Here is a 13,796-nt window from a genome sequence, read left to right as displayed (position 1 = left end):
ATCGGTGACCGTTCCCACCCGGTCGGCTGAACGTCACTCCAGGGGCCCCGGGGCCCCCGCGCCCGGCCGCGGTCAGCGGGCTCCCCGCAGCCCCTGGAGCCGGGTGACGGCCTCCCGCAGGACCTCGTCGCGCTTGCAGAAGGCGAAGCGGACGAACGGCGCGCCCTGCTCACGGTGGTCGTAGAAGACCGCGTTCGGGATGGCCACCACACCGGCGCGCTCCGGCAGGGCGCGGCAGAAGGCGTGCCCGTCGGTCTCGCCCAGGGGGCGGATGTCGGTGGTGACGAAGTACGTGCCGGCCGGCCGGTAGACGCCGAACCCGGCGTCGGCGAGTCCCGCGCTCAGCAGGTCCCGCTTGGTCCGGTGCTCCTCGCGCAGGGTGTCGAAGTACGCCGTCGGGAGTCGCAGCGCCGCCGCCACCGCGTACTGGAACGGCCCCGCCGACACATAGGTCAGGTACTGCTTGGCGGAGCGCACCGCCGACACCAGTTCGGGGGCGGCGGTCACCCAGCCGACCTTCCAGCCGGTGAACGAGAACGACTTGCCCGCCGATCCGATGGTGACCGTCCGCTCCCGCATGCCCGGGAAGGTCGCGATCGGGATGTGCTCGCCGTCGAAGACCAGGTGCTCGTAGACCTCGTCGGAGACCACCAGCAGATCGTGTTCCACCGCCAGCGCGGCGATCGCCGCCAGTTCGGCGCGGGTGAGCACCGTGCCCGTCGGGTTGTGCGGGGTGTTCAGCAGGATCAGCCGGGTGCGGTCGGTGATCGCGTCCCGGAGTTCGTCGAGGTCCAGGTGGTACGCGCCGTCGCGCGGGCGCAGGGTCACCGGCACCCGGCGGCCGCCCGCCATCGCCACACAGGCCGCGTACGAGTCGTAGTACGGCTCCAGTGCGATCACCTCGTCGCCCGGCTCCACCAGCGCGAGCAGCGCCGCCGCGATGGCCTCGGTGGCGCCCGTCGTGACCAGGACCTCGGTGTCGGGGTCGAGGCGCAGGCCGTGGAAGCGTTCCTGGTGGTCGGCGACGGCCGTGCGCAGCTCGGGGACGCCGGACCCCGGGGGGTACTGATTGCCCCGGCCGTCGCGCAGCGCCTTGACCGCCGCCTCCCGGATCTCGTCGGGGCCGTCGGTGTCGGGAAAGCCCTGGCCGAGGTTGATCGACCCCGTCCGTACCGCGAGCGCCGACATCTCCGCGAAGATCGTCGTGCCGAACTCCGCGAGTCGCCGATTGAGCAGGGGTCGTGCGCCGGGCGCGGGTGCATCCATGGTGGCCATACGGTCATCCTGGTCCGAAGCTCTGGACTTGCTCAAGTCCGCTTTGGCGCGGAGTGGCGTTGGGCATCCCCCTCTCACGCGAGAAGCGACAGGGAAGAAGCGGTCACGCGATGGCGCGGGGGGCTCGCTTCGGGGGAAAGAAAGACGGGGTGGGACCAGTGACGATTTTCCTGATGGTGTTGATTGTCAGCGTGACCGTGGTGGTGGTGCGGGCGGTCGCGCGCTATGCCAACCGCCCGACCGGCTACCGCCCGACCGACTACCGGCGTTCGGGCACCGGCCGGAGGGTCGGCGGTTCCGGTTCCGGGGCGACGGCGGACACCGGTGGTGGCGGCTGGTGGGCGGGTGGCGGGGGTTCGCACTCCTCCTGCGGCTCCTCCGGGGGCTCGTCCTGCGGTGGTGGCGGTGGCGGATGCGGTGGTGGAGGCAGCTAACACGGGGTAGCTGGTCCGCGATCCGTCCGCAGCCGCAGCCGCAGCCGCAGCCGCAGCCGCAGCCGCAGCCGGTGCCGGTGCCGGTGCCGATGTGCCGGCGCCGGGCCGATCCGATCCGGTGTCGATGTGCCGGAGCCGGTATCTGTTGCCGGTGTCCGTTGCCGGATCGGAAGTGGAGCCGCGGGTGATCGGCAGCGGGGGCAGTAAGGGCATCTGGTGGGAACGAATACTTCCACCAGGTGCCCCTTTCGTCGGTATCGGGCGTTTCCTGATCTCGAATTCAGTGGATTCCAGAGGCATATTTCGTTGAACAGTTGAACCGCAGGGCCCCCTAGGGGATGGAAACCCCTTCAAGTTGGGTAAAAACACTGTGAGGGCCGCGTACTTCATGATTCAGTCGCTGATGGAACCTGTTGGAGCCATCCAGCCCTCGGGCCGGCCTTCCGGCCTTGAGCCGGCGGTCCCCCCACATTCTTGAACTCCCGCTCAGGGGCGCTCAGGTCCTCGTGTCCACCGCCGAAGCGTGTTTGCGGAGCCGACCCATGCTCACGATCCTCAAGACCGCCTACACCGATACCCGTGCCGACGACCTCGCCTGGGCGCTCGGTCGGGAGCCGCTGCCCGCCCTGGCCGTTCTCGATCTGGAGCTTTCCGGAGCTCAACTTCAGCTGAGGCTACTGGGCGCCTCCCACCAGGTACTCCTGGAGGAGGAACGGGGCAGTTGCTCCGAGACCGTCGCCTGTATGCCCGGGAGTAGTACACCGCTCCCGTTGGGCGTGGCCAAGAGAGTGGGTGACTGGGAGTACGAATTCGCCGCCCGGGTCGAGACCCTCTCGCAGGGCTCTTTCGCCGGGCGCGCGCAGGAGTTGCTCGCCCTGGTCGCCGATCATCCCAATTCACTGGCCGGGACGTTTCCCGGTTCCCCGCACGCCTTCACCGCGATGATGGCGCAGCGGGTGCAGGGCCAGGTGCGCTGGCGCACCTGGCACGCCTATCCGCAGGAGGGTCGACTCGTCGTCACCCGTACGAGAGTGGGCGTCGTCTCGCAGGGTTCCCGGGCCGCGCGCCCGTTGGAGTCCGCCCGCCGTTAGTCCTGTTCGGGAGATCTCCCGGCGGGGGGTCCCGCGACGACGGCGGCGCCTGGGCCCCTGCGGGCCTGGGGCCTCATGCATCTGACGTCGCGGACTGATCCTCGAAGACCTCCCGGAGACCTCCCGGAGGTCGAAGTCCGCCCGGACCGGAACCCCGCCGCACCCCGGTCCCTCCTCACGGCTCGGTCGCGAGGAGGGACCGGGGTTTGCCGCGTGGTGAGCCCGTCCGTCGTGGGGTGCCCCGGTCAGGGCGGCGCCCGACTTGGAGCGCGCCGGTTTGGGCGCCGGTACGCTCCCCTCGCGCGCGGGTTGCGCTCCGGCCCGCGCGGTGCGGGTTCCGTCCGTTCGCGTGTGTCAGGTACACACGTGTGGGTGACAGTGCGCATGTATAGCGTGACGTAGCGTTACCGCATGATCGACCGGCATCCGCAGCTGTCACCACCCCAGGGCCAAGCAGCCCTGCCGGTGCGCCCAGCGGCCGGCCGGTCCCTCGTTCTGGTGACGGTCTTCGTCTGCGCCGCCTGTGGACTGGTGTACGAGCTGGAGTTGCTCGCCCTCGCCTCCTATCTCATCGGTGACTCGGTCACGCAGGCGTCCGTGGTGCTGTCGCTGATGGTCTTCGCGATGGGTGTCGGCTCGCTGCTCGCCAAGCGGCTGCGCTGCCGGGCCGCGGTCGGCTTCGGGCTGCTGGAGTTGGGGCTCGCGCTGGTCGGCGGCTGTTCGGCGATGGTGCTGTACGCGTCCTTTGCCTGGTTCGGCGAGTCACGCACCGTGTTGGTGGCCTTCTCGCTCGCCATCGGGGTGCTGATCGGCGCCGAGATCCCGCTGCTGATGTCGCTGATCCAGCGAATCTCCCGGCGGGACGCTGAGGGCACCGTCGCCGATCTCTTCGCCGCCGACTACGTGGGCGCCCTCGTCGGCGGTCTCGCCTTCCCGTTCCTGCTGTTGCCCTGGCTCGGCCAGCTCACCAGCGGACTGCTGACCGGCGCGGTCAACGCGGTCGTCGGCGGCTCGCTGGTGCTCTGGCTCTTCCGCCGCGACCTCACCCCCCGCTCGCGCGGCTGGCTGCTCGTCGCCAATGTGACCGTCCTCGCCGTGCTCGGCACCGCGACCGTGCTCGTCGACGACTTCGAGGAGGCCGCGCGCCGGGCGGTCTACGGCGATCAGGTACGGGTCGCCGTCCGCACCGGCATCCAGGAGGTGGTGCTCACCGGGCCCCCTGGCGGCCCGCTCGATCTCTTCGTCGACGGCCGGCTGCGGGTCAGCGAACGCGACGAGCACCGCTACCACGAGTCCCTGGTCCACCCCGCGATGAGCGGCCCGCACCGCCGGGTGCTGATCCTCGGCGGGGGCAACGGCCTCGCCGCGCGGGAGGTGTTGCGCTACCGCGGCGTCGATTCGGTGACCGTGGTCGAGGACGATCCGGGCGTCGTCCGCCTCGCCCGTACGGATCCGGCGCTGGCCGCGCTCAATGAACGCTCCCTCGCCGACCCCCGCCTCCGGGTGATCACCGGCGACGCCTTCACCTGGCTGCGCTCCCCGCGCCCCGCGCATGAGGTGGTGATCGTGGATCTGCCCGATCCCGCCATCACCCCGAGCACCAAGTTCTACTCGCAGGAGTTCTACGGGTTGGTCGCCAGGGCCCTCGCCGACGACGGCCGGCTCGTGGTGCACGCGGGCCCCCTCGCCTCCCGCACCCGTACGTACTGGACCGTCGACGCGACCCTGCGGGCGGCGGGGTTCGGCACCACCCCCTACCGCGCCACCGGGCGCCGCGCCGGATTCACCGGCGGTCCTGACCGTGCCACCGGTACGGCGTTCGCGCCACGGGACTGGGGCTTTCTGCTCGCCGCCCCCGGCACGGGCCCGCAGCTCGGGCTCGACATCGGCGCCCCCACACTGCGGTCGCTGACCACGGCCGGACTGGCCGCCGACGGCTGGGGCGCGGAGCGTACGAGACGGCCGGGGCTGCCGCCGTCGACGTTGGTCCATCCGCGGTACGCGGACTGAGGCCGTGTCGCCGCGGGTCTGAGGCGCCGGGTGAGGCGCCGGCCCAGCCACGCCACCCGGGCCGGGACGCGGGCCCGTCCCCACGCCACCCGCGCCGGGTCGTGTGGGGGCCGCCCCCGCGCTGCGCGGACCGAAAGGCAGACGGGAGCGGCGCCGCTGAGTACGCTCGACTCCCATGGAGCATGAGGTGTTCGTTCCGGTTCCGGCAGAGGCCGTCCGACAGGTGCTGCGGGATCCCGCGCGGCTCGCCCGCTGTGTCCAGGGGTTCCAGCAGGACGCCGATGACACGGCCGGGCCGCTCTCGGGGCGGCTGAAGGTCCGTATCGGCAATCACTCGATCACCTATCGCGGCACCCTGCGCTCCGAGGAGCGCGATCCAGGTGACCCGAGTGACCCGAGTGACCCGGGCGGTCCGGATGGTCTCTTCCTGGTCGAGGGCGACGGAGTGGAGACACGGGGCAGCGGCTCGGTGAAGGTGATCCTGACGATCCGTCTGGCGGAGACCGAACGCGGTACGACGCTCCACCTCACCGGGGCGGCCGAGGCGACGGGCCGGCTGGCGGAGCTGCCGTCGAGTGCGACGGAGCCGGCCGCCCACCGGCTGCTCGACCGGTTCGCCGAACGGCTGTCGACGGTGGCGATCGAGCCGGGGTCGGCGCCCGACGAGGACGCGGAGGGGCCGGGGCCGGTCAGCAGCGAGGACGCCGAACGGCTGGGGATCGTCGGTGATGACGGTCCGGCCGGTGAGCCCGACGAGGGCCGGGCGGCGGGCGACGCCTCCCTCTTCGGGGCTCCGGTGCCGCCGCCCGCCCTCGGGCCCGAGGCCGACGCGGACTTCGACGCTGACCCGTCGGATCTGCCGGACGCGGCCGTCGGACCCGACGGGGAAACCGGTGACGGTGCCGACCTGGCCGACGACCTGAGCGAGTTGGACGGTCTGGACGACGACGACCACGACGACGATGAAGACGAGCTGGACGAATTCGACGGAGTCCCCGATGAGCCGCCCGCCGAGGCGGCCCACGCCCGGCGCACGATGATCGGGCGGAGCGCCGAAGAGGTCGATCACGCGCCGCCGCGCGGACGGTACGCCCCCGCCCCCGCCCCCGATGCGGGCGGCTCCGGACTCTCCCTCCGCTGGATCGCGCCCGCCGCCGCCCTCGCGGTCGCCTCCGCCGTCGTCGCCGGCCGGGCGCTGCGCCGCCGGAAGTAGGTTCGCGGGTGCCAGTAGTGTCGTGGTGTGAGTAGCAGCGAGAAGTACGTCCGGCTGGTCGCCGGAGACGTCGAGTTGACCGTGGATCCGCAGAACGGCTGCCGTATCGCGAGCCTGACCGTCGGTGGCACCGAGCTGCTGAGACAGGGCGAGAAGTACGGCTCCTTCCCGATGGTCCCCTGGTGCGGACGGGTCGAGAACGGGCGGTTCCGCAATGGCGACACCGTCCATCAACTGCCCCTCAACGCGGCCCCGCACGCCATCCACGGGACCGCCAGGGACGCTGCCTGGCGCACCGTCCGGACGACTGCGACGGATGCGGTCTTCACTCATGACCTGGCGGAGCCCTGGCCGTACAGCGGACGCGTCACCCAGCTCGCCGAGCTGACGGCGGATTCGCTGACGCTCACCCTGGGCGTCGAGACCTACGACGAGTCCTTCCCGGCCCAGGCGGGCTGGCACCCCTGGTTCCGGCGCGATCTCGGCGGGGGCGATGTGGAGCTGGACTTCCAGGCCGCCTGGCAGGAGGAGCGGGGCGACGACCACCTCCCGACCGGCAAGCGCATCGCACCGCTGCCCGGCCCCTGGGACGACTGCTTCGGGATGCCCGACGGGGTCTCGGTGACGCTCACCTGGCCCGGACAACTGGAGCTGACGGTCACCAGCCGCGCCGAGTGGGTGGTGATCTACGACGAGCAGGCGGAGGCGGTCTGTGTGGAGCCGCAGTCCGGCCCGCCGAACGGTCTCAACACCCTGCCCCGGCTCGTCACCCCGATCGACCCGCTGGAGATCTCGACCACCTGGAGCTGGCGCCGCCTCTGAGCGGGGCCGCAGATCCGGGCACGCCGACCTGAGCACGCCGACCCGGGTCGCCGGTCCGGGGCACGCCGACCTAAGCACGCCGACCCGGATCGCCGGTCCGGGGGGCGCCGACCGGAGTCGCCGGCCCCCCCGGCATCCGGATTGGGCTCGCCGGCCCGGGGGCCAGGGCAGCGGCTGGGGCAGTGGCCGGGGGGGCATGGCCAGGGGCAGGGGCAGGTGATCCGCGGTCGCCGGTCCTGAGTGGCCGAAAGTGAGGCTTTAAGCTCAGGGGCATGACTGATGCACGTGCTGAGCTGCTCCAGCAGATCAAGGACAAGGCCGTGGTCCACGGCAAGGTGACCCTCTCCTCAGGGCTTGAGGCCGACTACTACGTCGACCTTCGCCGGATCACGCTCGACGGCACGGCCGCGCCGCTCGTCGGTCAGGTCATGTCCGATCTGACCGCCGACCTGGAGTTCGACTGCGTGGGCGGTCTTACGCTCGGCGCCGACCCCGTGGCGACCTCGATCCTGCACGCCTCCGCCGCGCGCGGTCGCCGGGTGGACGCCTTCGTCGTACGGAAGGCCGCCAAGGCGCACGGAATGCAGCGCCGGGTCGAGGGTCCGGACATCACGGGCCGCCGCTGCCTGGTGGTGGAGGACACCTCCACCACCGGTGGTTCGCCGCTCACCGCCGTCGAGGCTGTCCGCGAGGCCGGCGGCGAGGTCGTCGCCGTCGCGACCATCGTGGACCGGGCGACCGGCGCCGGCGAGAAGATCAGCGGTACCGCAGGAGTGCCCTATTTGTATGCCTATTCGCTGGACGAGCTGGGCCTGTCCTGAGTATGCGCCGGCTCTGACCTGCGGAAATTCAAAGAACGCGGCTGTTTCACGTGAAACGGCCGCGCTCCGCTGAACGGCCGTGCACCAGGCGGGGTGGAGTCCTGTCGCGAGTCTGGAAAGATAGGCCCCGACGATGACGTCGCCCCAAGGTCAGGGCCAGCACATATCGCAAACCGCACATCACAAGGAGCGGACAGATGCCCATCGCAACCCCCGAGGTCTACAACGAGATGCTCGACCGGGCGAAGGCAGGCAAGTTCGCCTACCCGGCCATCAATGTGACCTCTTCCCAGACCCTGCACGCCGCGCTGCGCGGTTTCGCGGAGGCCGAGAGCGACGGCATCATCCAGATCTCCACCGGTGGTGCGGAGTTCCTGGGTGGCCAGTACAGCAAGGACATGGTGACCGGTGCCGTCGCGCTCGCCGAGTTCGCCCACATCGTGGCCTCCAAGTACGACGTCACCGTCGCGCTGCACACGGACCACTGCCCCAAGGACAAGCTGGACAGCTACGTCCGTCCGCTGATCGCCGTCTCGGCGGAGCGCGTCGCCCAGGGCCGTAACCCGCTGTTCCAGTCCCACATGTGGGATGGCTCGGCCGAGACCCTCGCCGACAACCTGTCCATCGGTCAGGAGCTGCTGGCGCAGGCCGCCGCCGCCAAGATCATCCTTGAGGTCGAGATCACCCCGACCGGTGGCGAGGAGGACGGTGTCACGCACGAGATCAACGACGAGCTCTACACCACCGTCGACGACGCCCTCCGCACCGCCGAGGCGCTCGGCCTGGGTGAGAAGGGTCGCTACCTGCTCGCCGCCTCCTTCGGCAATGTCCACGGCGTCTACAAGCCGGGCAATGTCGTCCTCCGCCCCGAGCTGCTGAAGGACCTCCAGCAGGGCGTCAGTGAGAAGTACGGCAAGTCGTCCCCGTTCGACTTCGTCTTCCACGGTGGCTCCGGCTCCACGGCCGAAGAGATCAGCACCGCGCTGGAGAACGGCGTCGTGAAGATGAACCTCGACACGGACACGCAGTACGCCTTCACGCGTCCCGTCGTCGGCCACATGCTCAGCAACTACGACGGTGTGCTGAAGATCGACGGCGAGGTCGGCTCGAAGAAGACGTACGACCCCCGGACCTGGGGCAAGCTCGCGGAGGCCGGTATGGCCACCCGTGTCACCGAGGCGTGTGGCGCGCTGCGCTCCACCGGCACGAAGCTGAAGTAGTTCGTCGCCCGGCGAGGGGAGACCTCCGCCGACGCATCCGTATCGGGTTCCGGGCCCGGTGCCCCCACTACTGGGGGTGCCGGGCCCGACCTGTGCCGTGGAAAGGGCCCACCGCTGTGACGACGTACGACTTCGATGCGCCGGTCGACCGGCGCGGCACCTGGAGCGTCCAGTGGGACGGGGTCGCCGACCGCTTCGGGGTGGCCGGGCTGCTCCCGTTCACCATCTCCGATATGGACTTCACCTCGCCGCCCGAGGTGCTCGCGGCGCTGCGGCGCCGTGTCGACCACGGTGTCTTCGGCTACACGGACTGGCGGCAGGACGACTTCCGGTCCGCCGTGCGGCACTGGTTCCGCAGCCGGTACGACACCGGGATCGACACCGACCATCTCGTCTACGCGCCCTCCGTGCTCAGCCAGCTCTCCCAGTTGCTGCGGATGTGGAGCGAGCCGGGGGACGGTGTGGTCGTGCACACCCCGACGTACGACGGCTTCCGCAAGGCGATAACCGGGCTCGGGCGGGAGCTGCGCGGGGTGCCCGTCGGGGACCCGGCCGCGCTGGAGGCCCAGCTCGCCCGGCCCGACAGCCGGGTCCTCGTGCTCTGCTCGCCCCACAACCCCACCGGCCGGGTGTGGACGGAGGCCGAGCTGACCGAGACCGCCCGGCTGGCCGAGTCGTACGGGGTCGCCGTCGTCAGCGACGAGATCCATGCCGACTTCGTCCACCGGGACTTCGTCGCCGAGGGGCGGCGGCATCTGCCGTGGACCCGATTCGGCTTGGGGCGATGGGCGCTGATCACCTCCGCGACCAAGGCGTTCAACTTTCCCGCGCTGAGCGGGTCGTACGGGATCATCGGCGACCCCGACGACCACGCGGCCTTCGTGCGCCGGATGGAGACCGGGGAGGGGCTCGCCTCGCCCGCCGTGCTCTCCCTGACGGCGCATATCGCCGCGTACCGGGAGGGGGCGGCCTGGCTCGACGCGCTGGACACCTATGTCACCGGGAACCTGCGCCTGGTCGAGGAGCGGCTCACCGCCGCCTTCCCGGAGATCGGGTGGCGGCCACCGGGGGCCGGGTACCTCGCCTGGATCGATCTGCGGCCCCTCGGCGTCGGCGACGACGCCTTGCAGCGGGAGCTGATCGACCGCGAACGGGTCGCGATCATGCCGGGGACGACCTACGGGTGCGAGGGGTTCGTACGGCTCAATGTGGGATGCCCGCGCGCCAAGGCGGAGCGGGGGGTGGACGCGCTGGTACGGGCGCTGGAGCGGTTGCGCGTGCGGTGACGCGGGGGCGTGCCGCGTGTGTCTGCCGCGGGTGCGTCATGTCGCTCGGGTCGTCGTGCGCGGCTCCCGCTGCGATGATTCCGGATATGGCTGACGTCCCTCCCGGAGAGATCAGGCTGTCCACCCCCACCGGCCGGTGGGTCATCCTCGCGACCGTGCTCGGCTCCAGCATGGCGCTGCTGGACTCGACCGTCGTCAATGTCGCCCTGCCGCGCATCGGCGAGGACCTCAACGCCGATATGGCCGTCCTCCAGTGGACCGTCAACGCCTACATGCTCGCGCTGGCCGGGCTGATCCTGCTGGGCGGCGCGCTCGGCGACCGCTACGGGCGACGGCGGATCTTCGTCATCGGGGTCATCTGGTTCGCCCTCGGCTCCCTGCTCTGCGGTATCGCGCCGAACGATGTGATCCTCGTGGCCTCCCGCGCGATCCAGGGCATCGGCGGCGCCCTCCTCACCCCCGGCTCCCTCGCCCTCATCCAGGCCAGCTTCCACCCCGACGACCGGGCGCGCGCGGTCGGCCTCTGGTCCGGGCTCGGCGGCGTCGGCGCGGCGATCGGGCCGTTCGTCGGCGGCTGGCTGGTGGACGGGCCCGGCTGGCGCTGGGTGTTCCTGATCAATGTGCCGCTCGCCGCGCTCTGCGTGCCGGTCGCGCTGCGGCACGTACCCGAATCCCGGGACCCCCGGGCGCACCACGCGCACTTCGACATCCTCGGCGCGGTGCTCGGCGCGGCGGCGCTGACCCTGGTGACGTACGGGCTGATCGCGCCCCTCTGGTGGGCGGGGGCGGCCGGTGTCGTCGTCGGTGTCGTCTTCGTCCTCGTCGAACGGCACCGGCCCGAACCGATGCTGCCGCTGTCGATCTTCCGGTCCCGGCTGTTCACCGTCGTGAACGTGGTCACGCTCTGTGTCTACGCGGCCTTCGGCGGCTTCTTCTTCCTCGCCGCGCTCCAGCTCCAGGTCGTCTCCGGCTACTCCGCGCTCGGTGCCGGGCTCGCCCTGTTGCCGACGACGGTCCTGATGCTGCTCTTCTCCGCCAAGTCCGGCGAACTGGCCCAGCGCATCGGGCCGAGGATTCCCCTGACGGTCGGACCGCTGCTCTGTGCGGCGGGGATGCTGCTGATGCTCCGGGTCGGGGAGAACCCCTCGTACGTGGCCGATGTGCTGCCCGCGCTCGTCGTGATGGGCCTCGGGATGGTCACCCTGGTCGCGCCCCTGACCGCGACGGTCCTGGCCTCCGTCGAGACCGCCCGCGCGGGCATCGCCAGCGGGATCAACAACGCGGCGGCCCGCGCGGCCGGCCTGCTGGCGGTGGCCGCGCTGCCCCTCCTGGCGGGCATGGGCCCGGAGGCGTACCGCTCGGCCCAGGAGTTCGGCGAGACCTTCCGACGGGCGATGCCGATGTGTGCGGGGGTGCTGGTGCTGGGGGCGCTGATCGCCGCGGTGGGGGTGCGGCGGGGGGTGTCGGGCGGGCCGCGCCCGGAGTGCCGCCTGAACTGCGGCGTGGGCGCGCCCCCTCTCGAATCGGTCACCCCCGCCGACCCGAAGCCTCCTGCCTTGTCGCCCGGCCCTCCTTGACTCGGCCCCTCGCCCGGAGCCGCCCGCCCGTCGCCCGGTCTCCCGCGAGCCTCGGCCCCTTGCGGGGCGCTGCCCCGTGCCCCGCGCCTCAATCGCCGGCGAGGCTGGAATTTGCTTGCCCGGCTTTTGAGGGCGGACCCTTACTCGTAGCGGCTTGAGATGTACGGGCCCCTCGGCCGGAGGCGGCTGCCCGTTGCCCGGTCTCCTGCGAGTCTCGGCTCCTTGCGGGGCGCTGCCCCGTGCCCCGCGCCTCAATCGCCGGCGAGGCTGGAATTTGCTTGCCCGGCTTTTGAGGGCGGACATCCCAACTGGGGGGCTGGAAATTCAGCCTGCCCGGCGATTGAGGGCGGACGCTTCGGCTCGGGGGGCCGGGAATTTCAGACCGTCCGGCGTTTGAGGACGACCCTCCAGCCCTGGGAGTCGGACTCCGGAGGGGGCACCGCATCAGGGCCGGGCCACCCGCACCGCCGGGGGGCCCGGGCCCGATCCGTACCTGGGAGACTGGGGGCATGTCCATCCATGAGAACCTCCTCGGGGGACCGCCCCCCACCCACCTCCCCGACGACCCCGAGCCGCGCGAGCTGCTCGCGTCCGGGGCCTCGCCCGCCGATGTCGCGGCGAAGTATCCGACCTCCTCCCTGGCCTGGGCCCGCCTCGCCGACGACGCCTGGGAGCGCGGCAGCGTCGTGGAGTCGTACGCCTACGCCCGTACCGGCTACCACCGCGGTCTCGACGCCCTCCGCCGCAGCGGTTGGAAGGGCCACGGCCCCGTCCCCTGGGAGCACGAGCCCAACCGCGGCTTCCTGCGGGCCCTGCACGCGCTCGCCCGAGCCGCGCAGTCCATCGGCGAGCAGGCCGAGTACGAGCGGTGCGCCGGCTTCCTGCGGGATTCGTCCGAGACCGCCGCGAACACCCTGGGCTGACCAGGGGCGCCTCCGCGGCTTTCGAGGCCCGTGCCCGCCATCGCGCCGCTGTCGCGTGGAGGGGGCGCGGGCCTCGGCCTATGATGCCGGTGGGGACCGGGGCTCCCGCATCCAGACAGGAAGGGGCGGACCGCTACCCGGAGACGTCGAGGAGACAGCGATGTCACAGGACGCCACCCCGCATCTCGATTTCGCGGGCACCACACCGTACGAGGACTACGTCCAGGCGGATGTGCTGACTCATCTGCAACACCCCCTGTCGGACGATCCCGGCGAGATGGTCTTCCTGGTCACGACCCAGGTCATGGAGTTGTGGTTCACCGTCATCGTCCATGAGTGGGAGACCGCGTCCCGTGCCCTGCGCGAGGACCGGGTACCCGTCGCGATGGACGCGCTGAAGCGTTCCGTACGCGAGCTGGAGGCGCTCAATGCCTCCTGGCGGCCGTTGGCGCAGCTCACTCCCGCCCAGTTCAACTCCTATCGCGCCGCCCTCGGCGAGGGTTCGGGTTTCCAGTCGGCGATGTACCGCCGGATGGAGTTCCTGCTCGGCGAGAAGTCGGCTTCGATGCTCGTCCCGCACCGGGGCGCGACGCGCGTGTACGCGGAGTTGGAGAAGGCGTTGCACGAGCCGAGCGTGTACGACGAGGTGCTGCGACTCCTCGCCCGACGCGGGCTGCCCGTGCCCCAGGAGGTGCTCGACCGCGATCTGTCGCAGCGTCACGAGCCGAGCCCGGCCGTGGAGGCGGTGTGGGCGTCGATCTACCAGGACCAGGACCAGAACGCCGAACTCGTCCGGCTCGGCGAGGCGTTGACCGACGTCGGGGAACTCGTCTGGCGCTGGCGCAACGACCATCTGGTGGCGACGCGCCGCGCAATGGGGTCGAAGACGGGCACGGGTGGTTCGGCGGGTGTGGCCTGGCTGGAGAAGCGGGCCCGTAAGAACGTCTTCCCGGAGCTGTGGACGGCGCGCAGTCATGTCTGAGTCCGAGCGCCGCGCGACCACGACCATGCCCGACGTGCGCGCGACCACGACCATGCCGGACGTGCGCGCGACCACGACCATGCCCGACGTGCGCGCGACCAACGACCGAGGACCGGGGGAGCACAACCATGCCTGACGACCG

At 71.3% G+C, this 13,796-nt stretch carries 13 protein-coding genes; 12 read left to right on the top strand and 1 reads right to left on the bottom strand.

Going from position 1 to position 13,796, the window contains the following annotated elements:
- Positions 1-72 precede the first annotated feature (72 nt).
- A complete protein-coding gene (locus ACH4S7_RS11630; protein WP_398520945.1) occupies positions 73-1,275 on the bottom strand; it encodes a pyridoxal phosphate-dependent aminotransferase in 1,203 nt (400 codons plus the stop codon).
- A 173-nt stretch (positions 1,276-1,448) separates the two neighbouring features.
- Between ACH4S7_RS11630 and ACH4S7_RS11625 the strand changes: the two genes are divergently transcribed.
- From ACH4S7_RS11625 to ACH4S7_RS11570, 12 genes are all read left to right on the top strand, one after another.
- A complete protein-coding gene (locus ACH4S7_RS11625; protein ID WP_398520944.1) occupies positions 1,449-1,709 on the top strand; it encodes a hypothetical protein in 261 nt (86 codons plus the stop codon).
- A gap of 542 nt (positions 1,710-2,251) precedes the next feature.
- A complete protein-coding gene (locus ACH4S7_RS11620) occupies positions 2,252-2,800 on the top strand; it encodes a DUF2617 family protein (RefSeq protein ID WP_398520943.1) in 549 nt (182 codons plus the stop codon).
- A 411-nt stretch (positions 2,801-3,211) separates the two neighbouring features.
- Positions 3,212-4,810 carry a polyamine aminopropyltransferase gene (locus tag ACH4S7_RS11615; RefSeq protein WP_398520942.1) on the top strand — a complete coding sequence of 533 codons (1,599 nt, stop codon included), beginning with the start codon at positions 3,212-3,214 and terminating at the stop codon, positions 4,808-4,810.
- 175 nt (positions 4,811-4,985) lie between these two features.
- Positions 4,986-6,023: a carbon monoxide dehydrogenase gene (locus tag ACH4S7_RS11610; RefSeq protein ID WP_398520941.1), complete on the top strand. Its 1,038-nt coding sequence runs from the start codon at positions 4,986-4,988 to the stop codon at positions 6,021-6,023.
- A 27-nt stretch (positions 6,024-6,050) separates the two neighbouring features.
- Entirely contained in the window at positions 6,051-6,845 is a 795-nt protein-coding gene (locus tag ACH4S7_RS11605) for an aldose 1-epimerase (RefSeq protein ID WP_398520940.1), read from the top strand.
- A gap of 272 nt (positions 6,846-7,117) precedes the next feature.
- Complete coding sequence (gene pyrE / locus ACH4S7_RS11600) at positions 7,118-7,666, top strand: orotate phosphoribosyltransferase (RefSeq protein ID WP_398520939.1); 549 nt, start codon at positions 7,118-7,120, stop codon at positions 7,664-7,666.
- A 197-nt stretch (positions 7,667-7,863) separates the two neighbouring features.
- Positions 7,864-8,886 carry a class II fructose-bisphosphate aldolase gene (gene fbaA / locus ACH4S7_RS11595; RefSeq protein ID WP_398520938.1) on the top strand — a complete coding sequence of 341 codons (1,023 nt, stop codon included), beginning with the start codon at positions 7,864-7,866 and terminating at the stop codon, positions 8,884-8,886.
- 116 nt (positions 8,887-9,002) lie between these two features.
- The gene (locus ACH4S7_RS11590; protein WP_398520937.1) at positions 9,003-10,172 is read left to right on the top strand and encodes a MalY/PatB family protein; all 1,170 of its coding nucleotides are present in this window, start codon (positions 9,003-9,005) and stop codon (positions 10,170-10,172) included.
- An 86-nt stretch (positions 10,173-10,258) separates the two neighbouring features.
- Positions 10,259-11,749 carry an MFS transporter gene (locus tag ACH4S7_RS11585; protein ID WP_398520936.1) on the top strand — a complete coding sequence of 497 codons (1,491 nt, stop codon included), beginning with the start codon at positions 10,259-10,261 and terminating at the stop codon, positions 11,747-11,749.
- 509 nt (positions 11,750-12,258) lie between these two features.
- The gene (locus ACH4S7_RS11580; protein ID WP_398520935.1) at positions 12,259-12,672 is read left to right on the top strand and encodes a DUF3151 domain-containing protein; all 414 of its coding nucleotides are present in this window, start codon (positions 12,259-12,261) and stop codon (positions 12,670-12,672) included.
- A 160-nt stretch (positions 12,673-12,832) separates the two neighbouring features.
- The gene (gene kynA, locus ACH4S7_RS11575; RefSeq protein WP_398520934.1) at positions 12,833-13,654 is read left to right on the top strand and encodes a tryptophan 2,3-dioxygenase; all 822 of its coding nucleotides are present in this window, start codon (positions 12,833-12,835) and stop codon (positions 13,652-13,654) included.
- Positions 13,647-13,790 (top strand): hypothetical protein, encoded by a 144-nt coding sequence (locus tag ACH4S7_RS11570; RefSeq protein WP_398520933.1) that lies wholly within the window; start codon positions 13,647-13,649, stop codon positions 13,788-13,790. Before kynA ends, ACH4S7_RS11570 begins: the two co-directional genes overlap by 8 nt.
- The last annotated feature ends 6 nt before the right edge of the window (positions 13,791-13,796 follow it).

It is taken from the genome of Streptomyces sp. NPDC020965 (assembly GCF_044333555.1).
In the GTDB taxonomy this organism is placed as follows: domain Bacteria; phylum Actinomycetota; class Actinomycetes; order Streptomycetales; family Streptomycetaceae; genus Streptomyces.
Note: the sequence above shows the minus strand (reverse complement) of the source record. Positions and strands in the feature narration are given on the sequence as shown.